We start from the raw sequence: 23,161 nt of genomic DNA on the forward strand, positions 1-23,161 counted from the left end.
AGGTCAGGCTTTCGCAAGTCGCTCTCTTTGAGGAGCTTCAACAATTGCTCAATCCTTAACGCAAAGTGTAACTTCAAATTATAAGTTGTAAAAGTAGTAAGATTTTGTGTAGCTAAAAATAAATTATTTATCTAATTGAGATAGTAATAACCAATCACTATGGTTAAACGGATCCCACTGGACTGCAGCTAAATCTATTTTTGGGTTTACAAGTGTAACATAAGGTCTACCGTTGACACTAACATTACAGTCTACATATACAGATACGTCTTGACCTCTGGACATAAAATCTTGTTTTAAACGTTGGGCAAATTGCCAAATAACATCGGGTTTTGTTGACGCTATTCGTTTTTGCTTTTTAGACAAATAGTGGTCTAAATTTATTGTGGTTGTTTCGTTAGTATGTTTATCAACAACTTTATAAATTGCATATCCATTTTTGGATCTTAACATCATCCTCCAAGATAATCTATGACCTTCTTCGGTCCAAAGCACATCGTCTTTTATAAAATATTGACGGATAGGAAGTAGTAATTGAACACTAAAATATACTGTCGCTAACCCAAGTAGTATAGGTTTGTAATTTGGTATTATTATATTGTGCTCCTTGTACAAGGGTTTTTGTTTTAAAAAGATATTTCTAATAGTTTCAGGAGGAAAGAAAAATACACTAAAGCCTAGTGCTAAATAAGGAAAAATCCCTACTCCAAATACTACCGAGTTAAATAAATGGAAAAAAATAGATCCGAAAAACGCTAATTTTCTGGTGTGTTTATATAACAAAAAGGGTATGATTAAGCCATCATATAAAATTCCACCATAAGCAACTAAAACTGGAAAAAATGGATGCTGTAAAGCCTCTCCAATAATAGGATAATTTATTTTGTTTTGCATTAATATAGTAGGAACAGTCAAATCAATCCAATCTGGATATAATTTGGCAATAGATGCATAAGTGTATAAGATAAATAGTTGAATAACAAATATCCATTTGCACCAATTTGGCATACTTATTTGCTTAATACTTGGGTTAATTTTGACATCTAAAGAGGCGTACCTATTAGCTGGAAGAAATATCATTATTCCGCTTAATAAACACAACAAGTAATAATGATTATTATAAGAGGCTTTTTGCATTAAATAGGTGGCTGTCCACATTACAGTAAATGCAATCATGCTAAGCCTATATTTATATCCTAACATGATTAATAAACCAAAACAACCCATGATGGCATAATAGACATACATCCAATGACCAGGTAAGGGTTGTAAAAATTCAAAACCTATAAAATTAAAAGTAAATTTTGGATCAATGAGAGTGTATTTAATCCAACCTGTGAATATAGCACCAACAGATTCTAAAAAACATAATAAACCAAAAATAATCCTGAAAACTATTAATGCGCTATTATCTATATGTTTAAATAAAAATTTATTGAGCATATGTCTTTAAAAACTCCAGTGCTTTTGTTTTATCTAAATCCAGTTGCACTTTAAGCTTATTTAGGTTTTCAAATCTTTGTTCATCTCTTAATCTATATAACAACTCGATGCTTAAGTTTTTGTTGTAGAGTGACTTATTTAAATTAAAAAAGTGAATTTCAATACTTTGGTCTACTCCATTAACAGTTGGGTTTGTTCCAATATTCATCATACCAAATTCTAATTTGCCATCTATTTTAGCTTGCACTACATAAACCCCTTTTTTAGGGATAAGTTTATAAGCTTCCTCTATTAGTAAGTTAGCTGTAGGGTAATTTATAGTTTTTCCTATACCCTTACCCTTAACGATATTTCCAGTTAACATAAATTGATACCCTAAATAAGTATTTGCAGTTTTAATATCACCTTCAAGTAGTGCATGTCTAATTTTAGTAGAACTGATGGCAACATCATTAATATCTTGCATGGATATTTCTTCAACCTCAAAATTAAATTGCTCTCCAAATTGTTTTAAATCGTCGATGTTAGCATTTCTATTTCTTCCAAAATGATGGTCGTAACCAATAATAACATATTTAGATTTTAGTTGATTGACTAATATCTCTTCAACAAATTCTTCTGCTGTCAATCTGGAAAACTCTTTTGTGAATTTTTTAACGACTAAGTTTGTAATACCAAAACGTTTTAAAAGTTGTTCTTTCTCATTTATGGTATTAATTAGCTTGATGTTAGCATCTTTTTGTAACACCATTCTTGGATGTGGAAAAAACGTTAGTAGAGTAGGCTCTAATTTTTTTGTATCGGCTACATCAACTAAGCGATTAATAATTTTTTGATGCCCTAAATGTACGCCATCAAATGTACCAATGGTTAATACTGTATTATTATGTTTAGTTTTCAATAGTTTATAATTATCATACAAAAGTAAAAAAGCCAATTGAAATAAATCCAATTGGCTTTTAAGATTATTATTTAATTACTCTTTTATTTCTTTATAAAAGGTAGTGTTATTGCATTACCGCCTTTAGAGATTTTAATGAAGTACATACCATTGCTAAATGGTGTAGCATCAATTGTTAAATCTTGAGTATTGCTAATGCTATTTTCAGTGATTAATTGACCTAGCATGTTGTAAATCTTATATGCATTTGGTAAATCGTTATCATTATCTACTTTAATAGTTAATACATCAACAGTTGGGTTTGGATAGATAGAAATAGAATTAGCTAACTCAAACTCTCCTACAGATAAAAATGCTAATTGAGAACCGAAGTAGTAAGTACCAGCTAATCCATTAGCAAAGGTTGCTTCTAATTTGGAGTCTGTTCCAAAAGCAGATATTGTAACAGGTACAACTTCTCCAGTCGTATCATTTTTAACATATAAAGCAGATCTGTTTTCACCAGTAATAGTTTCCCATGCAGCTAGTTCGCCTTCTGTAAAATAGAAGTTAACCGTTGCTGCTCCACTACCAGGATTAGTAGTTGTTACATCAAACGTTTTAGCTGTAACATAACCAGCTACATTTGTACCTCCTGCGTATGGAACTGCACCAGCACCTGCTGTTGCTGCGTCTCTTGATACTGCAACTGTTGTACAACCGTAATCAAATGCTGCTGTATTATCAATATCAGCCATAACATCATTACTAGATACATCGTTGTAATAAGTTAGACCAGCTCCGATTAAATTATTTTGATCAGGAGTGGCTGTATTTACAGTAGTTTGTACTCCTGTAGTAACATTTGCAGTTACAGAAATATCATCTAACATAAATACAAATTCATCCGCAGAAACAACATGAATTGCTATGTATATATTTTGACCGTCATAAGCTGATAAGTCATAAGTATATTCTGTCCAAGTTAATGGTGGAATAATATAAGGAGCAGGTGATATAATTGTAAAGCTAGCCGCATTTGTATTTGTAGTTGAAATACCAACTTGGAAACGTTCTCCGCCTGCATAATTATCTGTTAAAGACTTAGCCCAGAATTTTAGTTCACTTCCAGTTCCATTTAAATTAATTTGAGGCGTGATAGCGTAATCATCGTTTAATATAGTTCCGCTAACATCACCTGTAGAATTGAAGCAGTAGTATCCTTTACTACCTGTATGAGCATCCCAACCTGTATTAGAAGCTGGAGTCGTTGCTGATGGATTAAATACTATAAATGATCCTGTATACCCTTCGTTAGGGAAATCTGTATTAGTAGAATCATAAGTACTATCACCATCATTATCTATTAAAGTCCATCCACCAACTGGTGAAATATCAAAGTCAGCGTATGCTTCAAAACCATCACTAAATATTACAGCGTTACCAGCAGAAATAAGTGCATCGTCATCGTTTGCAATTACATAATTGTAAGTGTCCGAATCTGCAACTGCATCTCCAGTAGTACTTACGTTAATAGATAATATAATGGTTTCATCAGCTTCAACAACACCGTCATTAAAGACTCTTAGTGTTACAGAGTTACTTGGAGTTGTAGATCCAGAGTTAAAGGTTACAGAGTTATTAATTAACATAAAATCTTCACCTTCTAATGCAGTACCAGTATTAGCTAAACTAGCAGTTGCGTTTGCACTTGCTGGAATAGTCATTGTTAAATCAATGGTGTAATCTAAGAAATTACAATCACTTCCTTCAGCAACTTGTCCTGGTGATGGTGAGCCTGGTGAAAAGTTGATAAATGGAGTTGTTGGAGAGTTACAAGCACTTGAGCTAGTTAAAGATGCTCTGTTAACTTGTGTAGCTAAAACAGCTTGCACTCTAGCTTTTTGGTCTACTGTAAATACATTCATACAAGCATCGTCAGTATAATCCATATAATTTTCGATCATATCATTTCCAGCATCTGATGGACAAGAATCTGTACCTGTAGGACAACCATAGTTTGGTGTACCTACTGCAGGTGTATCTGCACAAAAATCTCCTCCTGTAGATCCTGTTCCTGCACAACCACCTTGAAATGTATGAAATAAACCTAGAAAGTGACCCACCTCATGAGTCATAGTTCTTCCTTTATCATATGGTGCGCTTAGATTAAATGTCCCATCGTTATAGTCTGAACTACCAAAAAATCTATAATCAGCTACAACACCATCTGTGTCAGCACTTCCTCCTGGAAACTGAGCATATCCAAGTAATCCTGATCCACCGTTAAAAGCAACAGACCACATATTCATGTAATTAGCTGGATCCCAAATTGTTCCTGGTTTCAATGCATCCATTTGGTTTTGAGCATCAGCTAAACTAGTCTCAAATATTCCGTTTTGACCTATATTAACTCTATCAATACCAGTAGTTGGATTTCCATTAGGATCTGTTTGAGCTAAACAAAATTCAACTTCAACATCTGCACCTACTGAGTTAGTATTGTAACCTGGAGTACCAAGAAGTCTTCTATAGTCCTCATTCATCACAGTAATTTGAGAAATAACCTGTGCATCAGTAATATTTGGACCAGTACCAACAGCTTCACCATTGTTGAAAATATGAATTACAACTGGGATGGTTACAACCACCATTTGATTACCAGTTCTCTGTTGTCTAGCTTCTTCTATTTTATTTTGTACAATTTCTTCAAATGCCTGACTACCCATCATATTTGGATTGCTTTGTAACATTCTTGCATTGTATTCATCCGAACCACATCTAATTACTTGATCAGAATTCGTGGAAATATTATCTGGGATTTTTTTTCCGTTTTGAGCTTGAGTCACTATACTTGAAACAAATAATAGTGAAAAAAGGTAAAAAGTAATTTTTTTCATTTAAAGAAATTTTAGAATTATCCGCTAAAATTATGGAAAAAAATACAATTACATTGTTAAATTAATAAACTAATTATGTTTTTTTTGAGAGTTATTGACATAAATGGTTAATTTTATGTTTCATAATGCTATAAAACCCTCCGCTATGAAATTAAAATTACATATTCTAATACCGTTATGTTTCTTATTTGTAGTACAAACAGCTTTTTCGCAAAGTAAATCTTGGAAAAAATCTACATTTAATGAGAATAATAGTGAAGTATCACTAAAAAGTTTAGATAAAAGTCACTATAATATCTTCAATTTAGATATTGACATTTTAAAACAGCAATTAGCCAGTGCTCCACTTAGAAATCAGTCTCAAGGTCAATCTAATACCTTAGTAAGTTTTCCTACCATTGATGGTAAGTTAGAACAGTTTAGAATTGTAGAAACTCAAATTTTTTCGACTAATGATAATATAAATCAACACCCAGGAATAAAAACATATTTAGGATCTAGAATTGATAACTCTGGTACAAGAATTAGGTTTAGTGTCACGCCTTTAGGCTTTAACGGAATGATTTCGGAACCTGGAGCAGAAACAGTTTATATTCAATCAGTAAATAAAGTTTCTAATGGACAATATATTGTTTACAACAGAAAAACTAGAATTAATAGTCATGAAACTTTTGAATGTTTAACTGAAGATGTAAGTATCACTAGTCGTATTTTAGGTAGCGAAGTCCTTAGAGATGCTAACGATAAATTATTAAGAACATATAAAATGGCTATGTCTGTTACCTCAGAGTATACTGGTTTTTGGGATGATGGAAATCCTGGAAATGGAAATGCGCAACAAGATGCATTAGCCGCAATGGTATCTACATTAAACAGAAATAATGAGGTGTTTGAAGTAGATATGGCAATAACATTTCTTTTAGTAGATACTATGGATGACCCAGCTATAGATTTGATTTATTCTGGTACTGACTCTTATGGTAATAATTTAAATGGTGATTTACAAACTAATTTGACAAATGTTGTTGGAGAAGATGATTATGATATAGGCCACTTATTACATTTTGCTGGTAATAATGGTAATGCAGGTTGTATAGGATGTGTATGCGAAAGTGGAAAAGGAAGTGCTTTCTCTGCGCATTCATTTGCTGATAATGATGGTGGACCTTATATGGCAGATTTCTTTGATATCGATTATGTACCACATGAAATTGGACATCAAATGGGAGCAAACCATACCTTTTCATTTAGCTCTGAAGGGACAGGTGTAAATGCTGAACCAGGAAGTGGAACTACTATAATGGGTTATGCAGGAATTACGGGAGGTAATGATGTACAGGACCATAGTGATCCTTATTTTCATTATTATAGTATCAGTCAAATTTTAAATAATGTAACTAGTGGTAATAATCAATGTGCAACAACAACAAATATATCTAATAATCCTCCTGTTGCAGATGCTGGTTTAGATTATACCATTCCTAATGGTACAGCTTTTATCCTTAAAGGAGCTGCTTCAGATCCTGATCCTACAGATGCATTAACCTATTGTTGGGAACAAATAGACAGTGGTGTAACTACTAATAGCACCTTTGGACCTACAAAAACAACTGGTGCTGTGTGGAGATCTAGACCTCCAAGTACGTCTCCAAATAGATATATGCCTATTTTAAGTAGAGTATTAAATGGACAATTAACTGAGACTAATCCAGTTGAAACAGTCAATAATACTTCTTGGGAAACTGTATCCACAGTAGGAAGAACGTTAAATTTTGCATTAACTGTTAGAGATCGCTCAGAAGCTGGAGGAGTTGGTCAAACCCCACAAACAAGTTTTGGTGTAATGCAAGTTACTGTTGATGCTTCATCAGGTCCTTTTACAGTCACTTCTCAAACGACTAATGAAACTTGGGATGCAGGATCAACACAAACCGTAACATGGAATGTTGCAGGAACCGATGGAGGAGCTGTTAATACACCCACAGTAAATATTTTATTATCTATAGATGGAGGCTTAACCTTTCCATTTACCTTAGCATCAGATGTGCCAAATGATGGTTCACATGACGTTGCAGTGCCTTCAACAGGAGGAGATACAAATATGGCTAGAGTTATAGTAGAAGGTAATAATAATATTTTCTACGCAGTAAACTCTACTAACTTCTCTATACAAGAATCTGAGTTTGTTATTACGGTATCAAATCCAAATGTTGATGTATGCCAACCTAATGATGCTGTTTACAATTATACATATAATACTTTTTTAGGATTTAGCGGAACCACTAATTTATCTGTCACTGGTCTACCTAGTGGAACTTCTGCAGTAATCAATCCAAATACTGCATCTATAGATGGTGATACTGGAACTGTTACGGTTTCAGGAACAGGTAGTTTAGCATTAGGAAACTATAGTTTTACTTTAGAAGGAACTTCAGGATCAATAACAAAAACGGTTGACTTATCTTTTAATGTTTATAGTAGTACACTTAATTCTGTTGTGTTAACATCACCAGCTAATGGAGCTGTAGATGTTCCAGCAAATGGAGATTTAGTCTGGGTAACAAATCCAAATGCAGTAGATTATTTAGTTGAAATAGCTTCAGACTCTGGATTTGGAACAATTGTAGAGTCAGCTTCAGTTCAAACCAATTCATACACGACCACAATGTTAAATGCGGACACACAATACTATTGGAGAGTAACTTCTTCTAATGATTGTGCTACAGCAAGTCCGTCTTCAGTATATAGTTTTACAACAGCAGTATTGACATGTAATAATATTTTTAATGCAACAGATACACCTATAACTATTGCTAGTTCTGGTTCAAATGCTAATTACACCTCGATTATTAATATACCAGAAGATTTAGAAATCACAGATATTAATGTTAGAATAAATATTGATCATACTTGGAATAGTGATTTAGACATCTTTTTGATTAGTCCACTTGGTACGTCCGTAGAATTATCAACTGATAATGGAAGCTCTAGTAATAATTACACAAATACTATTTTTGACCAAGAGGCAACCAATTCTATAACCTCAGGCTCTTCACCTTTTACAGGTACTTTTACTCCTGAAGGAGATTTGTCTGTTTTATACGGAGAAATGACTGCTGGAGATTGGACTTTATCTGTGGATGATGATTTTGGTCCAGCAGATGGAGGTACAATTTTAGAGTTTTCATTGGATTTATGTGTTTTGGGAAGCTTCACAACATTATCTACCGATAATTTTGAAGATAGAGCTACTACCTTTACTGTCTATCCAAATCCAAATAATGGAGAGTTTACAATTGTATTAAATAACAATAACTTTGATAATGATATATCAATAGATGTTTATGATGTTAGAGGAAGAAAAGTATACAATAACTTGTTTGAAAACTCAAATGATTTTAATCAAACTATCACATTAAATAATGTCGAGGCTGGATTATATCTTCTTAACATAACTGATGGAAACTTAACTCTAACTAAGAAGCTGGTCATAAAGTAACCCTATGACATATCCAAATAAAAAGGGAAGTGATATCACTTCCCTTTTTATTTTCCATTAAAGGTGTTCATAGTATTATTAATACCAGATAAACCAAAAGATTTTATAACCTCTACAGCTTTTTCTAAACGTTCTGGTAGTAGTTTGATTTCTTCATCTTCCCATTCTCCTAATACATAATCTACTTGTCTGCCTTTACTGAACGCATCACTAATTCCAAATCTAAATCTATTGTATTTGGTACTGTTTAATGTGTTTTGAATGTCTTTAAGACCGTTATGTCCTCCATCACTTCCTTTAGTTTTTATTCTAATACTTCCAAAAGGTAAATTTAAATCGTCTGTAATAACTAATAGATTTTCTAAGGGTACCTTTTCTTTAGTTAACCAGAATTGTACTGCTTTACCACTAAGATTCATATACGTACTTGGTTTAAGAAGTATAAAAGTCCTGCCTTTTAATTTATAAGTGGTTATATCACCTAATTTCTGGGTTTCAAATGTTAGTGATTCTTTTTTAGCCAAAAAGTCTAACACTTTAAATCCTATATTATGTCTAGTATTAGCATATTTTTCGCCAATGTTTCCAAGACCTACAATTAAAAATTTTTTCATTGGATTTGATTCTTCAACTATAATGTTGTTATTTTTTGAAAGAAATAAAGATTTGATGAATTCCCACATTATAATCGATTTTTTTCAAAAATAAAAAAGCATTCTGAATTAACAGAATGCTTTAAAATTATTTATAGATTTTGTAATCTATTCTTTAACTGCTGCTACATCATCAGTTTCTGTTGCTGGTACATCACCTGCTTCTGCTCCTTCTTCATCTTCATCTTCATCTTCAACAACTGCAGCTCTAGAACGTCTTACTAAACACACAACTGTATTATCTGGATGCATAAACTTATATGCTTCGTTTTCTAATTTAGTAATGTATAATTTGCTACCAATTTTTAATTCAGAAATTTCTGCATCGATAAAATCTGGTAAATTTCCAGGTATAGCTTTTACTCTTAAACTACGTCTGTTTTTACGTAAAACACCACCATTTCTAACACCTCTTGGGTTACCAATGAAGTTTACAGGAATGTCCATTGTAATTTCTTTGTCTGCAAAAGTTTGATAAAAATCTACGTGTAAGATTCTGTCTGTTACTGGGTGAAATTGGATGTCTTGTAAAATTGCATCTAATTTTTCACCATTATCTAGCTCAATCACAACTGTATGTGCATTTGGCGTGTATACAAGTTTTGAGAAGGCTAATTCTGGTGCAGAGAAATGCACTGGTTTGTCTCCTCCGTATAAAACGCAAGGAACCTGACCAGCATTACGTAAGGCTTGAGTTGCTTTTTTGCCCACGCTTTCTCTTTTGGATCCGTTGATTGTAATTGATTTCATTTTTGTTTATTTATATTTAATTATTAATATACTAATATTGAGTAGTCTTATTATTTAAATGACTACATTAAAAACTTAGAGCTAATAGACTTGTTGTAATGAACATTTTGCATAACTTCTGCAAACAAATCTGAGCAGCTTAATACTTTTATTTTTTTACTTTCTTGCTTCAGTGGAATAGAATCTGTTACTATTAATTCCTCTAATTTAGAGTTTTCAATTCGCTCATAAGCATTTCCAGATAATATTGGATGTGTACAAATGGCTCTTACACTTAATGCGCCACGTTCCATCATGACATCTGCTGCTTTGGTTAATGTACCAGCAGTATCTACCATATCATCAACTAATACCACATTTTTACCAGTAACATCACCAATTAATTCCATATGCGAAATTACATTTGCTTTAGCACGTTGCTTGTAGCATATTACAACATCACTTTCCAATGCTTTAGAATAAGCATAGGCACGTTTTGATCCACCCATATCTGGTGAAGCAATCGTTAGATTATCTAAGTTTAATTCTTTTAAATAAGGTAAAAATATAGTAGATGCAAACAAGTGGTCTACTGGTTTTTCAAAAAACCCTTGTATCTGATCTGCATGTAAATCCATTGTGATAATTCTAGTCGCACCAGCAGCTTCTAGCATTTTTGCTACTAATTTTGCAGCTATAGGTACTCTAGGTTTGTCTTTTCTATCTTGTCTTGCCCAACCAAAATATGGTAAAACAGCTGTAACGTGTCTTGCAGATGCGCGTTTAGCAGCATCTATCATTAACAACATTTCCATTAAGTTTTCTGAACTTGGATTGGTTGATCCTATTATAAAAATACGTGTTCCTCTTATAGATTCTTCATAAGATGGTTGAAACTCACCATCACTATATGTTGAAGTAATAACTTTACCTAACTCTGTTCCATATGCAGCAGCAATTTTCTCAGCCAAAGTTTTACTTTGAGTGATAGAAAATATTTTAGCTTCTGGCTTTGTATTTGGCATTGTTAAACAGTTGTTAGGTAGCTTTTTACACTACGTGTTTTTTAATGAGGTGCAAATTTAGTATAATTTTTGATGTTTAAAAGATATTAGACGCTATTTTTAAAGGAATTATCTAAAATATATTTATTTTTGCCTTCTCAAAATGCTCAAGTGGCGGAATTGGTAGACGCGCTGGATTCAAAATCCAGTTCTTTCGAGAGTGTGGGTTCGATTCCCACCTTGAGTACTTTTTAAATCCTTAATTGTCTATTTTTTAGATGATTAAGGCTTTTTTATTGCGTTAACTGTACGATTATTGTTTGGTGTAATCTTAATCACTTCGTCATCTGCAATCGCATAGATAATATTATCTTCTGTAGGCTCCATAATATGCTTACCAGTAAAGGCTCCAAAAGCTGCCAGTATTAGTTGTTGGTTAGAACTATAAAAGCAAGGTAGTGTTAGACGCTGTTTACCTAAACCACTTAAAGTAATTCCTGGATGTATATGTCCTGCAAAATTAAAGTAGTTGTCTGTTATCGTTGGATGATGTGTTAAGTGAAATCCTTTATACTTAAGCTCAACAATAATTTGAATACCTAAATCATTGTAGAGTAGTGGTGATATAATATCATGATTACCTTTTACAAGAATAATATCACAACTTTGTTTGTTAGCCCATATTTCAAAAAGTTGCCATTCGGTATTTAAATAACTATGAAACAAATCACCTAAAAAATAGAGCGATTTGGGCTTGAAATAGGAAATAACTTCATCTAAACGTTCAAAATTTTTATATAAAGCGTCTTGAGGTACTGCAATACCATGTTTTCTAAAATGTGTGACTTTTCCAAAATGTACATCTGCAATAAGCAACATTTGCTCGTCCTGCCAATACACAGCACCACTAGGGTGTAAAATAAAGGTGTTGTTTTTTATGGAAATAGATTGCGTTTTCATTACAACATCAAAGATATTATAACTTTTCTAGTTGAGCAGTCATACGCTTAATACGATCTGCTAATTTCTCTGAAGACAGTTTAGCACGTAATCTATCTGTAATAATAGGAAAAGAAAAAGGGGTCGGTTTTTTGCATTGTTTCCAGATAATATTTTGCTGGTTTATGCGCTCTAAAGCCAATTGTAAGCGTCCTTCTTCCAACTGATGCTCAAAAGTTTCAATAAAGGCTTGCTGAAATAATAAATTGTCTGCTTCATAATCTTGAAACACACCAAAAAATAATTGCGAGCTGGATTGCAAGTGTTTGCTTTTTACTAATTTCTGCGGAAATCCTTTAAATACCAATCCAGAAATCACTGCAATGTCTCTAAATTTTCGTCTAGCCATCTCGCTAGCATTTAAACTTTTTTCAAGGTCACTTTTAAGAAAATCTGTTGATAGTAAATCATTATCCAACATACTTTGAATGTCAATTTCTTGATCAGATAACAACTCAAACCCATAATCATTAACTGCTATTGAAAACGAAGTAGGTGATAATAAACTTATTCTGTAAGCAATAAGACTAGATAACGCTTCGTGTACAAAATAACCTTCAAATGGATAAAATAATGCATGATACCCTTCGCGTGTTTTAAAAGTTTCGATTAGAAATTCGTCTTTTGTTGGTACTATACTTTCTAAACGTTGACGTTTAAAGATAGATTGAAGTGCTTTTAATTCTCTAGAAAGTTTAGGGTTTTCTGCATTTACCTCATAGAGTTGTGCTCTCAGTAATTCGCTCATTTCTGAAGAAAACGTCATGCGTCCACCCATCCAACTTGGTACTTTTGCTTTTTTCTTTTTAGAGTTTTTAACCAGTACTTGCATGTTTTTAATTCTGTAAAGCTCTAAAGTGCGACCAGCAAAAGTAAAGACGTCGCCTGGTTTTAGTTTAGATACAAACCACTCTTCAATAGAGCCAATAAAACCGCCTTTTAAAAACTTTACAGTTAATACTGCATCACTAACAATTGTCCCAATTTGTAGTCTGTGTCGCATCGCAACTGCTCTGCTATTTACTTTTAATTTACCGTCTTCTTCAATATCTACTTTCTTATATTCGTCATAAGCCTGAAGACTTTGGCTTCCCATGGTTATAAAATTTAATATCCATTGGTATTGTGCTTTGGTAATGGTTTGAAAACAAAATGTTGTTTTTATTTCTTCAAAAATAGGTTCAGGATAAAACCCATTGGAAACCGCTAATGTTGTTAAATACTGAACTAGCACATCAAAACTATTTAAATACGGAATCCGATCTTCTATTACTTCATTTTTAACCGCTTCTTGCAACGCTGAAGCTTCAATAAGTTCTAGCGCATAGGTTGGTAAAAAATAAATAACACTTTCTTTTCCTGGCTGGTGACCACTTCTTCCAGCACGTTGTAAAAAGCGTGCAACACCTTTTGGGCCTCCAATTTGAATAATGGTTTCTACAGGTGCAAAATCCACACCTAAATCTAAACTAGATGTGCAGACTACTGCTTTTAAATCGCCTGTGCGAATTGCTTGTTCTACCCACAAACGTGTTTCTTTATTAATGCTTCCATGATGCATGGCGATAACACCTGCAAATTCTGGATGAGCTGCAAGTAGTCTTTGAAACCAAATCTCACACTGTGCTCTCGTATTAGTGAACAGTAGCGTTGTTTTACTGTTGTTTATAATGGGAATAACGTCTTCTATTAAATGCAATCCCATGTGTCCACGCCAAGGAAATGTTTCCATTTTTTTTGGGATGATAGACTTTACCTTAATTTTCTTTTTAAGTGTTGAACGTACTAATACCGAATTTTCAAACGCTTCAGAATTTACGCCTAACAGTACTTGTCTGGCTTGTTCTAAATTACCGATAGTTGCTGATATTCCCCAAATACGCAATTTAGGCGCAATGGTTTTAAAACGCGATAATGCCAACTCCATCTGTACACCACGTTTACTTCCTAATAGCTCGTGCCATTCATCTACAACAACAGCAGTAAGGTTTTTAAAGGTTTTATCGTAATCTTTAGAGGCGAGAAGCAATTGTAAACTTTCAGGTGTGGTAATTAATATATCTGGCATTTTACGCTTTTGTGCAGCACGTTCTTTTTGTGACGTATCTCCTGTCCTAATACCAACTGTTAAAGGGACTTCCAAACCTTCGATAAAACGTTCTGCAGATTGTTTAATCTCCACAGAAAGTGCACGTAATGGTGTAATCCATATCATTTTTGCACCTTTTTGGTGCTTTGTTTTGTAATCGGGATTAGTTTTGATATAGTCTAAAACAAAAGGCACGCATAGTGCATAAGTTTTTCCGCTTCCAGTTGGTGCATTTAACAATCCATTTTTTCCTTGTAAGAAGGCTGTCCATGTTTTTTTCTGAAATGAAAATGGAGCCCAACCTTGTTTAGAAAACCAATTTTTAGCGAGTTGCTCTAATTCACTTCTGTTCATCAACTGTAGTGTTAGGAAGCATTGCCTTGATATCTTCTAAGGTATTTGCGTCTTCAATTTTTTTATCGTGTCGCCATCTTAAAATCCTCGGAAAGCGCGTTGCAATACCACTTTTGTGTCGTTTTGAAAAGGCGATACCTTCAAAAGCAATTTCAAAAACCAGTTCTGGTTTAACACTTCTTACTGGTCCAAAGCGTTCTAAGGTATTCTTTTTAATCCAAGCGTCAACTTTTCTAAATTCGGCATCAGTCAAACCAGAATAGGCTTTAGCAAAAGTGACTAATTCCTTATTATCATTCCATAGTGCGAAGGTGTAATCTGTAAATAGGTTAGAGCGTCTTCCATGACCTCGCATAGCGTAAGTTAAGACTGCATCAATAGTCAGTGAATCAACTTTCCACTTCCACCAATCGCCTTTTTTTCTACCTACTAAATAGGCAGAATCTTTTCGCTTAATCATTAAGCCTTCACTTTGCATTTCTCTTGCACGATCACGTTCTGTAGCAACTTCATCCCAAGACTTAAAAGTTAAAGTAGGAGATAGCTGTAATGGTAGGTTTTGATTGTTTACAGTATTAAATAAGTTATCCAACAACGCTCTTCGCTCTATAAAAGGCATTGTTCTAATATCCTTTCCTTCCCATTCTAAAAGATCATAGATTTTTAAAATAACTGGTACTTTTTGCAATAATGCTTTTGAAACGGTTTTACGTCCAATACGTGTTTGTAAGTCGTTAAATGTACCTAAATCACCATTGATAAACGGAAGAATTTCACCATCTAAAACAGTTCCATTTGGTATAGCACCAATAAAAGCTTCAAACTCTGGATATTTGTCCGTTACCAATTCTTCACCACGACTCCATACGTAAAGTTCATCTTCTCTAATAATAACTTGAGATCTAATCCCATCCCATTTATGTTCTATACTCCAATCTTCTACATCACCTAAATCTGAAGGGTCGTTTTCAATTGCGTATGCGAGGTAAAATGGGTAGGGTTTTGATAAAAAATCTGAAGCATTTTCAACCAAGATTAAATCGTTAAAAGAAATGGTATTGGGATCCCATTTTCCCATAAGTTTGTAAGCTAAAACATCTTCATCTATTCCTGTAGCTTTAGACAGTGCTCTGGTCATTAGTTTTTGGCTGACGCCAATTCTAAATCCTCCAGTAATTAATTTGGTGAAGACAAACCGTTCGTAATAATTTAAAACTGCCCAATTTTCTATTAGATAGGCTTTTTTTTCTTCATCAGTTTTAGGTTTAAGTGCTATCATTTCCTCTAAAAACTGGGTTAAAGATTTGGTTGTACTTTTATCGGAGTCAGGAATGATGAGTGCAATTGTTTCGGCTAAATCACCAACGATGTGGTAGGATTCTTCAAATAACCACAAAGGAATATTGGACAACTCTGAAGCCCAAGTTCTTAAAAGTGTCGTGTTTACAGGTCTTGGTGGTCTTCGATGCGATAAAATAGCAATAGTCCATACTTTATCTTTATCTGAAGCTATTTCAAAATATTCAGCAAGTGCCTTTACTTTTAAAGTTGTTTTATTGGTACTATCTAAAGTCCTTATTAAATCTGCAAAGTTTTTCATGCGTTTTCTAGGACTTCTTTTTTTGCTTCAGCTTCTTCTTGTTCTCCATCATATTGGGTTTTTTCGGTTCTGGCATCGTAACCTTGCTCTCTTAAATATTTTGCAAAAATGTCTGTGTAACCATGTGTGGTAATGACTTTTTCGGCTTCGGTAGCTTTAATAGCAGTAAGAAGTTCTTGCCAATCGCAATGATCTGATAAGACGAACCCTTTATCAATTGCACGTCTGCGTCTTGCACCACGAAAGGTCATCCAACCACTTGCAGAAGCAGTTACAAAGGGAACCATTTTTCTAATCCATGGACTACCATGTGCACTTGGTGGCGCAATGACCATGGATCCTTTTAACTCTTCTTTTGTGGTGTCTCTTGTAATTCTTGTTGTTTCAGGAAATTCGACCATTGGACGAATAACTTCTGTCATATTTTCTATAGCACCATGCGTATATATTTTACCAATGGATGGTTCTAAATATCTTAGTAAACGTTGGGCTTTACCTAAAGAATATCCAAATAATATAGAGGTTTTGCCTTCATCTTTGTTTTCTTTCCACCAGTTATTAATGTTCTCAAATACTTTTTGCTGAGGTGTCCATTTGAAGGCTGGAAGACCAAAGGTGCATTCTGTAATAAAAGTGTGACATTTAACAGGTTCGTATGGTGCAGAAATACCATCATCTTCCAATTTGTAATCTCCTGTAAACACCCAAACCTCTCCTTTATATTCGACACGTACTTGCGAACTGCCAATAATATGACCAGCAGGATGAAGCGAGAACTTTACGTTGTTAATGATAAAAGTCTCGTTATAATGCCTTCCAGACACATTAATATCTCCTAATCGATGTTTTATAATTGGAACATTAGTATGATGCGTAATGTATTTTTTATGTCCCCAACGACTATGGTCTGCGTGACCATGGGTGATTATAGCTTTATCAACTGGTCGCCATGGATCAAGATAGACGCCTGCTACTTCGCAATAAATACCATTGTCATTAAATACTAAAAGAGGAGTTTTCATTTAAGATTGAATTTTGACTACAAGTTCTTTAAAATTAATAACTGTGATTAATGCAATCAAAATAATAATTGACTACAAAACGATGTTTCTATTATACCTTTAAAAGATAAAACTTTATTGTGTTTAATTCAAAAGAACACATAGATTTAACTCAATTTTAAATTAATTTCAAAAGTTGCTTGATTTAGAGCAATCTTAGACCTAATGAAACTGAATAAATACATTTTACGTAACTATCAATTACAAATCAACAAAAGCAAAATCCTAATTACATCCTCTAATATTAGGCGTATTTATTTTGAAGAATCTCTTAAGACAATATCTGTTTCAACTGTTTCTGAAGTTGTTGTTTTAATTTTGTTTTCTAACTTGTTAATCAATAAAGTGGCAGCTTTTTCTCCAATAATTTCGCCATGTTGACTTATAGTACTTAGTCTTGGATTGGAATGTCTGGCTAAAATTCCGTTAGAAAAAGCTAGGACAGAGATGTCTTGTGGTATGTTTATACCTTTTTCTTGGGCAAGTTTTAATGCAGCAATCGCAACCGATTCGTTAGAGGCGATTATAGCATCAAATGTTTGATTAAAAAGGGGGTTTACAACTGCTTCATGATTTTTGTAATACATTTCATGCGTCGTGATAATAATAGCATCGTCTTTGTCTAAATTATTATTTTTTAAACCTGCTAAATAGCCATCATATCTTAATTTACCTACACTTAAATCCATGTTTGCTGCAACAAAAGCTATTTTTTTACAACCTTTATTTTTTAGGTAATTTACTGCATTGACTGATGCCATAAAATCGTTAGTGATTACTTTGTCGCAATCTATATCTTCCACAACTCGATCAAACATAACTAACGGAATTTCTTTTTCTATACAAGATTTGAAATGCGCATACTTTTTTGTCGTTTCCGTCTCCTCAGCTACAGATAAAATAAATCCATCAACAACACCTGTAGATAACATTTCTATAGTTTCGACTTCTTTTTGATGAGATTCGTTAGAGATACAAGTAATTATTTTGTATCCTTTTTGAGTAGCAGTTTTTTCTATGCCTTTTAGCACTTGTGCAAAATAATAATTCAGCATATTAGGAATAATTATTCCTATGGTTTTGGTACGTTGATTTTTTAAACTTAACGCATTAAAATTTGGTGTATAGTTTTTCTCTTTAGCGTATGCTTTTATTTCTTCAGAGGTTGTTTTACTTATCTCTGGACTGTCATTTAATGCTTTGGATACCGTTGAGATGGATACATTAAAGTGATTAGCAATATCTTTTAAAGTGATTTTTTTCATAATGGTTAGTTTATAAATAAACTTCTAATAATTCGCAAGATGTTGAAGATAAAGAAATGTTTTTTATACTAGCAGGAAGTAATATTGTTTCTCCTTTTTTTAGTAGATAGATTTTATCTTTCCAGTTAATTTTTACATGACCATCTACACACATGTAAATAACAAAAGAATCTAATTTAGTATAATCTTTTACTAATGTACCTTCAATCTTTAAAAAATTACTTTTAAAATATGATGAATGGATTAACTTGTTGGAGGTGTTTACCTTTTTTTTGTAATCAGTTTTATAATTTTTATGGACCGTAAAATCTAAAACATCTTTAGCTTGCTCTGTGTGAAGTTCTCGTTGTTGTCCTGTGGTTTTGTCTACTCGGTTATAATCGTAAATTCTATAGGTAATATTAGAAGTTTGTTGTATTTCGGCAAGCATGACACCACCACCAATTGCGTGTACACGACCTGTTGGGATGTAAAATGTATCGCCTTTTTGGACTGTTTCTTTGTGTAAGACATTTAAAATAGTATCGTGTTTTAAATGTGTTTCAAATTGAGAAGGTGTGATTTTTTCTTCAAATCCTACTATTAGTTCTGCATTTTTTTCTGCTTGCATCACAAACCACATTTCGTTTTTTCCAAAAGAGTTATGACGTATTTTTGCAATCTCATTACTTGGATGTACTTGTACAGATAATGGTGTTTTAGCATCAATAAACTTGATAAGTAACGGAAAGTTTTCGCCAAACGTATCATAAACAGATTGTCCTAAAAAATCGCCTTTATATTTTTTGATTAATTGCTTTAATGTAAAATCTTTTAAATCACCATTTAATACTTTGGTCTCATTTGTATCTACATCAGAAATTTCCCATGATTCTCCAATGTTGGTTTCAGAATACTCTTTACCAAGCTCGGTTTTTAATTGTTCTCCTCCCCAAAGTCTATATTTAAAAAGAGGTTGAAATTGTAATGGATATAACTTCATGTGTAAATAACTATAAGGGCTCAAATTTACCAAACAATAGCTTGAATTTATAATTTTTTTGAGTTTCCTTTAATTTAGAGTTTAAAATACAATCTATTTGGAAAGCATTTTCGTTTTTACTTATATTTACAGCAACCCTAAAACTTAACTGTTATGCTCCAGGAATTTTGGATAAATGTACAATACGGAATTAATCATGTACTAGATATAAATGCTTACGATCATGTTTTGTTTTTAATTGTTTTAGCTGTACCGTATCTTTTTAGAGATTGGAAGCGTGTATTGTGGTTAGTTACCATGTTTACTATTGGTCATTCTATATCGTTAGTATTGGCTAGTTTTGGAAAAGTCAAGGTTGATAGTAATTTAATTGAGTTTTTAATACCATTAACCATTTTAATAGTCGCTACTTATAACGTTTTTACCGCTGGTAAGACTGCTAAAAGCCAAAAGATTGGGTTGTTATTTGTGTCTACTTTGTTTTTTGGATTGGTACACGGGTTTGGGTTTGCTAGAGAGTTTAGAATGAATCTTGATGAAGGTGATAATAGAGTAATTAAACTTTTAGAATTTGCCTTAGGTATAGAAATAGCACAAATAATAATTGTTTTTATAGTTCTGTTTTTAGGGTATCTCTTTCAAACGGTATTTAGATTTTCTAAACGTGATTGGATTATGGTTGTTTCTGCAATAGTCATTGGATTAGTTATCCCAATGTTACTAAATAGTCCGTTTTTAGACTAGTTTTCATTAAAGTTTTCATAAAACTTCATATAAGGAATTGTAATTGAAATATGAAGCGAGTATCTTCGTTTATAACAAAATGATTGCTGCCAATTATTTTATTTCTATGTAAATAATTATGCCAAAACAAAAACAACTTAAATACGACAAAGCATATCTTAGAATTGCTACAGAATGGGGAAAACTGTCTTATTGTAAACGTAAACAAGTTGGTGCTTTAATAGTGAAGGATAGAATGATAATTTCTGATGGATATAATGGCACACCAACAGGATTTGAAAATTTTTGTGAAGATGATGATGGATACACCAAATGGTATGTATTGCACGCAGAAGCTAATGCTATATTAAAAGTAGCCTCATCAACACAATCTTGTAAAGGTGCAACTTTATACATTACAATGTCACCTTGTAAAGAGTGTAGTAAGCTAATTCATCAAGCTGGCATTATTCGTGTAGTATATCATCAAGGATATAAAGACGATTCTGGGCTTAAGTTTTTAGAAAAAGCAGGAATAGATATACAATTAATAGAACAATTAGACGCGTAATGTCAAAAACCAAAACATATTTTCCATTAATTATAGGTGTTGCTATAGCAGCAGGCATCTTTATTGGCGGAAAGCTAAATTTTGGTGATACCTCAGACCGATTATTTACATCTAATAGTAAAAAAGACAAACTAAATAGACTTATTGATTATATAGATTACGAATATGTTGAGGAAGTAAATACGGATAGTATTGTTGACGTAACAGTCAATGGTATTTTAGATAAATTAGATCCACATTCCGTATATATTCCAAAAGAAGATATGCAAAAAGTGTCTGAAAACATGAAAGGTAATTTTGTTGGCATTGGAATAAATTTTTACACTTATAGAGACACGATTACTGTTATAAAAACTATTGAAAACGGTCCCAGTGCCAAAGCAGGAATAATAGGAGGTGATCGAATAATTTCTGCTAACGGAGAATCTTTGCTAGGTGAAACTGTCAATAACGATACGCTTGTAGATAAATTAAGAGGCGAAAGATATTCCGAACTAATCTTAAAAGTATTTAGAAGAGGAGAGCCAAAGTTACTCACATTTAATGTCACTAGAGATGAAGTGCCTATTAAAAGCGTAGATGCTGCCTATATGCTAACGGATAATTTAGGCTACATAAAGATTAATCGTTTTGCAGAAAGTACGTTTAAAGAATTTAAAAAAGCACTTAAAAAATTAAAAGCTAATGGAGCAACAAGTCTGGCTTTAGACTTAAGAGGAAATCCAGGTGGTTTTCTTGAAGTGGCATCCAAAATTGTTGACGAGTTTTTAGAGGATGATAAACTTATAGTTTATACCAGAAATAAAAAAGGAAAAGAAGAACGTAGTTATGCTACTAGAAGGGGAGACTTTGAAAATGGTCATGTTTACGTTATGATTGACGAAAATTCTGCATCTGCTTCCGAGATTATTGCAGGAGCGCTACAAGATAATGATAAAGGGACTATCGTAGGCAGACGATCTTACGGTAAAGGCTTAGTGCAACGCGAAATGAAATTAGGAGATGGAAGTGCAGTTAGATTAACAGTCTCTAAGTATTATACTCCTACAGGACGCTCTATACAACGCTCATACGATAACGGAAACAGAGATTATTACGATGATATTGCAGACCGATTAAATAGAGGTGAGTTGTTGGATGAAAAGAAAATAGAAGTTGCAGATTCATTAAAATTTACAACGCCAAAAGGTAAAATTGTTTATGGTGGTGGTGGAATTATACCAGATGTATTTGTTCCATATGATACACAAATGCAAAACGAGACGTTGACTTTTTTAGAAAGAAGAGGTTTTTTAAATAATTTCATTTTTGAAGAATTAGAAAAAAACCGTAACGATTACAACTCTATGTCTAGAGAAGACTTTTTTGAAAACTTTATCATAAGCGATGAGATTGTAAAATCATTAGAAGCCTACTTAAAATTAAAAACGCGATCTAATATTGTGTTTGTTGCTTATAAAGATGAAGTAAAGCATTATTTAAAAGCAACACTTGGAGAGCAATTGTTTGGTTTTGGAGCCTACTATAAAATTTTAAACAAGCACGACATTATGATTGATAAAGTCATTGCTTTAAGTCAGATGTCAAACAACTAAATTTTGTCATGCACTTTGGTGTGCTTACCGTTATTCCAAATGGTCAAAATGTCTGTAGCCACATGTGCACCACTTCCAGATGCTATAGCATATTGACTTCTCCAACCAGCTAATGTACCTGCAACAAATAAATTTTCTTTAACTAAGTGGTTAGTGTTTTCTAACCAGACTCTGTCTTTTTCTATTGCTGCTCTAGGATGCGGTTTAATATAATTTTCTAAACCTTTAATGTTAATTAGGTTAGTGTAACCAATTGCAATGACTAATCGTTTTGCAGTGTATGTGTTTTTATTTGTAATGACTTTAAAATTAGAAGTTGTATCTACAATCTCTCTAACTTTTTCTTTGTCAATTTGTACGACTTTTGGGTAAAGATTATTCAACTGTTTTTTTCCATTTTCCAATACATCTTTGCCTAAAGTGCCAGGTAGTAGCCCTAAAACATTATTAAATAAAGCGCTTTGTAAATGAGATGTTTTTTGGTGAATAACAATACCAACACGTTTACTTTCAGCATAAGGTTTGCTTAATCCAGATCCTAATACTAAAGCGCAAGATAAACCTGCAGCACCACCACCAATAATTAAAGTATCAAACTGCATTATTGTTTGGTTTTAGCTTCAATTTTTTTAGAAACCCGTAAGATTTGGAGTAATATAATAGCACATAACGCTGCTAATATGGTAATAATAGCAACAATACTTTTACCTTCAAACAACGCAGAAAAATCTAGCATTCTTGCATTGTAAATAATTAATCCAATTGCTAAAATGGTAACGATGTAAGTAAAGATTTTCATAAAAAAATGTTTTTA

Annotated in this window: 18 protein-coding genes and 1 tRNA gene; 5 read left to right on the forward strand and 14 right to left on the reverse strand. The window is 33.0% G+C overall.

Annotation, left to right across the window (positions count from 1 at the left end):
• Window positions 1-123: 123 nt before the first annotated feature.
• The 3 genes from Ollyesu_RS06670 to Ollyesu_RS06680 all read right to left on the reverse strand — a co-directional run bounded on the left by Ollyesu_RS06670 (window position 124) and on the right by Ollyesu_RS06680 (window position 5,223).
• The gene (locus Ollyesu_RS06670; protein ID WP_279303017.1) at window positions 124-1,443 is read right to left on the reverse strand and encodes an HTTM domain-containing protein; all 1,320 of its coding nucleotides are present in this window, start codon (window positions 1,441-1,443) and stop codon (window positions 124-126) included.
• Window positions 1,433-2,344, reverse strand: coding sequence for a bifunctional riboflavin kinase/FAD synthetase (locus tag Ollyesu_RS06675; RefSeq protein WP_279303018.1), 912 nt, complete (start codon window positions 2,342-2,344; stop codon window positions 1,433-1,435). Before Ollyesu_RS06675 ends, Ollyesu_RS06670 begins: the two co-directional genes overlap by 11 nt.
• A gap of 83 nt (window positions 2,345-2,427) precedes the next feature.
• Window positions 2,428-5,223, reverse strand: a complete 2,796-nt coding sequence (locus Ollyesu_RS06680; RefSeq protein WP_279303019.1) for a choice-of-anchor J domain-containing protein — start codon at window positions 5,221-5,223, stop codon at window positions 2,428-2,430.
• A 145-nt stretch (window positions 5,224-5,368) separates the two neighbouring features.
• Between Ollyesu_RS06680 and Ollyesu_RS06685 the strand changes: the two genes are divergently transcribed.
• The gene (locus Ollyesu_RS06685) at window positions 5,369-8,722 is read left to right on the forward strand and encodes a reprolysin-like metallopeptidase (RefSeq protein ID WP_279303020.1); all 3,354 of its coding nucleotides are present in this window, start codon (window positions 5,369-5,371) and stop codon (window positions 8,720-8,722) included.
• Between the two features lie 47 nt (window positions 8,723-8,769).
• Here Ollyesu_RS06685 and pth read toward each other — a convergent pair whose 3' ends face one another.
• From pth to Ollyesu_RS06700, 3 genes are all read right to left on the reverse strand, one after another.
• Entirely contained in the window at window positions 8,770-9,405 is a 636-nt protein-coding gene (gene pth / locus Ollyesu_RS06690) for an aminoacyl-tRNA hydrolase (RefSeq protein ID WP_279303021.1), read from the reverse strand.
• Window positions 9,406-9,483: 78 nt separating this feature from the next.
• A complete protein-coding gene (locus Ollyesu_RS06695) occupies window positions 9,484-10,125 on the reverse strand; it encodes a 50S ribosomal protein L25/general stress protein Ctc (RefSeq protein ID WP_279303022.1) in 642 nt (213 codons plus the stop codon).
• A 62-nt stretch (window positions 10,126-10,187) separates the two neighbouring features.
• Window positions 10,188-11,129, reverse strand: a complete 942-nt coding sequence (locus Ollyesu_RS06700) for a ribose-phosphate pyrophosphokinase (RefSeq protein ID WP_279303023.1) — start codon at window positions 11,127-11,129, stop codon at window positions 10,188-10,190.
• A gap of 144 nt (window positions 11,130-11,273) precedes the next feature.
• Here Ollyesu_RS06700 and Ollyesu_RS06705 point away from each other — a divergent pair.
• Window positions 11,274-11,355: transfer RNA gene (locus Ollyesu_RS06705), tRNA-Leu, on the forward strand.
• Between the two features lie 35 nt (window positions 11,356-11,390).
• Here the strand turns inward: Ollyesu_RS06705 and pdeM are convergent.
• The 6 genes from pdeM to Ollyesu_RS06735 form a co-directional block, all read right to left on the reverse strand.
• Window positions 11,391-12,068: a ligase-associated DNA damage response endonuclease PdeM gene (gene pdeM, locus Ollyesu_RS06710; protein WP_279303024.1), complete on the reverse strand. Its 678-nt coding sequence runs from the start codon at window positions 12,066-12,068 to the stop codon at window positions 11,391-11,393.
• A gap of 16 nt (window positions 12,069-12,084) precedes the next feature.
• Window positions 12,085-14,550, reverse strand: a complete 2,466-nt coding sequence (locus Ollyesu_RS06715; protein ID WP_279303025.1) for a ligase-associated DNA damage response DEXH box helicase — start codon at window positions 14,548-14,550, stop codon at window positions 12,085-12,087.
• Entirely contained in the window at window positions 14,537-16,150 is a 1,614-nt protein-coding gene (locus tag Ollyesu_RS06720; RefSeq protein ID WP_279303026.1) for an ATP-dependent DNA ligase, read from the reverse strand. Before Ollyesu_RS06720 ends, Ollyesu_RS06715 begins: the two co-directional genes overlap by 14 nt.
• Window positions 16,147-17,172, reverse strand: a complete 1,026-nt coding sequence (locus tag Ollyesu_RS06725; RefSeq protein WP_279303027.1) for a ligase-associated DNA damage response exonuclease — start codon at window positions 17,170-17,172, stop codon at window positions 16,147-16,149. The genes Ollyesu_RS06720 and Ollyesu_RS06725 overlap by 4 nt, the downstream gene beginning before the upstream one ends.
• A gap of 293 nt (window positions 17,173-17,465) precedes the next feature.
• Complete coding sequence (locus Ollyesu_RS06730) at window positions 17,466-18,476, reverse strand: LacI family DNA-binding transcriptional regulator (protein WP_279303028.1); 1,011 nt, start codon at window positions 18,474-18,476, stop codon at window positions 17,466-17,468.
• Between the two features lie 10 nt (window positions 18,477-18,486).
• Window positions 18,487-19,458, reverse strand: coding sequence for a type I phosphomannose isomerase catalytic subunit (locus Ollyesu_RS06735; protein ID WP_279303029.1), 972 nt, complete (start codon window positions 19,456-19,458; stop codon window positions 18,487-18,489).
• A gap of 153 nt (window positions 19,459-19,611) precedes the next feature.
• Here Ollyesu_RS06735 and Ollyesu_RS06740 point away from each other — a divergent pair, with 153 nt between their 5' ends.
• The 3 genes from Ollyesu_RS06740 (at window position 19,612) to Ollyesu_RS06750 (ending at window position 22,347) form a co-directional block, all read left to right on the forward strand.
• Entirely contained in the window at window positions 19,612-20,202 is a 591-nt protein-coding gene (locus Ollyesu_RS06740) for a HupE/UreJ family protein (RefSeq protein ID WP_279303030.1), read from the forward strand.
• 118 nt (window positions 20,203-20,320) lie between these two features.
• The gene (locus tag Ollyesu_RS06745; RefSeq protein WP_279303031.1) at window positions 20,321-20,752 is read left to right on the forward strand and encodes a dCMP deaminase family protein; all 432 of its coding nucleotides are present in this window, start codon (window positions 20,321-20,323) and stop codon (window positions 20,750-20,752) included.
• Window positions 20,752-22,347, forward strand: coding sequence for a S41 family peptidase (locus Ollyesu_RS06750; RefSeq protein ID WP_279303032.1), 1,596 nt, complete (start codon window positions 20,752-20,754; stop codon window positions 22,345-22,347). Before Ollyesu_RS06745 ends, Ollyesu_RS06750 begins: the two co-directional genes overlap by 1 nt.
• Here the strand turns inward: Ollyesu_RS06750 and Ollyesu_RS06755 are convergent.
• Entirely contained in the window at window positions 22,344-22,949 is a 606-nt protein-coding gene (locus Ollyesu_RS06755) for an FAD-dependent oxidoreductase (protein ID WP_279303033.1), read from the reverse strand. The two genes, Ollyesu_RS06750 and Ollyesu_RS06755, sit on opposite strands and share 4 nt — an antisense overlap.
• Window positions 22,949-23,146, reverse strand: coding sequence for a hypothetical protein (locus tag Ollyesu_RS06760; RefSeq protein WP_279303034.1), 198 nt, complete (start codon window positions 23,144-23,146; stop codon window positions 22,949-22,951). Before Ollyesu_RS06760 ends, Ollyesu_RS06755 begins: the two co-directional genes overlap by 1 nt.
• Window positions 23,147-23,161 lie beyond the last annotated feature (15 nt).

Source organism: Olleya sp. YS (genome assembly GCF_029760915.1).
In the GTDB taxonomy this organism is placed as follows: domain Bacteria; phylum Bacteroidota; class Bacteroidia; order Flavobacteriales; family Flavobacteriaceae; genus Olleya.

Coding starts and splice junctions, on each gene's coding strand:
- Ollyesu_RS06670 (WP_279303017.1), bottom strand. CDS start 1,443: ATGCTCAATAAATTTTTATTTAAACATATAGATAATAGCGCATTAATA.
- Ollyesu_RS06680 (WP_279303019.1), bottom strand. CDS start 5,223: ATGAAAAAAATTACTTTTTACCTTTTTTCACTATTATTTGTTTCAAGT.
- Ollyesu_RS06685 (WP_279303020.1), top strand. CDS start 5,369: ATGAAATTAAAATTACATATTCTAATACCGTTATGTTTCTTATTTGTA.
- pth (WP_279303021.1), bottom strand. CDS start 9,405: ATGTGGGAATTCATCAAATCTTTATTTCTTTCAAAAAATAACAACATT.
- Ollyesu_RS06695 (WP_279303022.1), bottom strand. CDS start 10,125: ATGAAATCAATTACAATCAACGGATCCAAAAGAGAAAGCGTGGGCAAA.
- Ollyesu_RS06700 (WP_279303023.1), bottom strand. CDS start 11,129: ATGCCAAATACAAAGCCAGAAGCTAAAATATTTTCTATCACTCAAAGT.
- pdeM (WP_279303024.1), bottom strand. CDS start 12,068: ATGAAAACGCAATCTATTTCCATAAAAAACAACACCTTTATTTTACAC.
- Ollyesu_RS06715 (WP_279303025.1), bottom strand. CDS start 14,550: ATGAACAGAAGTGAATTAGAGCAACTCGCTAAAAATTGGTTTTCTAAA.
- Ollyesu_RS06720 (WP_279303026.1), bottom strand. CDS start 16,150: ATGAAAAACTTTGCAGATTTAATAAGGACTTTAGATAGTACCAATAAA.
- Ollyesu_RS06725 (WP_279303027.1), bottom strand. CDS start 17,172: ATGAAAACTCCTCTTTTAGTATTTAATGACAATGGTATTTATTGCGAA.
- Ollyesu_RS06730 (WP_279303028.1), bottom strand. CDS start 18,476: ATGAAAAAAATCACTTTAAAAGATATTGCTAATCACTTTAATGTATCC.
- Ollyesu_RS06735 (WP_279303029.1), bottom strand. CDS start 19,458: ATGAAGTTATATCCATTACAATTTCAACCTCTTTTTAAATATAGACTT.
- Ollyesu_RS06740 (WP_279303030.1), top strand. CDS start 19,612: ATGCTCCAGGAATTTTGGATAAATGTACAATACGGAATTAATCATGTA.
- Ollyesu_RS06745 (WP_279303031.1), top strand. CDS start 20,321: ATGCCAAAACAAAAACAACTTAAATACGACAAAGCATATCTTAGAATT.
- Ollyesu_RS06750 (WP_279303032.1), top strand. CDS start 20,752: ATGTCAAAAACCAAAACATATTTTCCATTAATTATAGGTGTTGCTATA.
- Ollyesu_RS06755 (WP_279303033.1), bottom strand. CDS start 22,949: ATGCAGTTTGATACTTTAATTATTGGTGGTGGTGCTGCAGGTTTATCT.
- Ollyesu_RS06760 (WP_279303034.1), bottom strand. CDS start 23,146: ATGAAAATCTTTACTTACATCGTTACCATTTTAGCAATTGGATTAATT.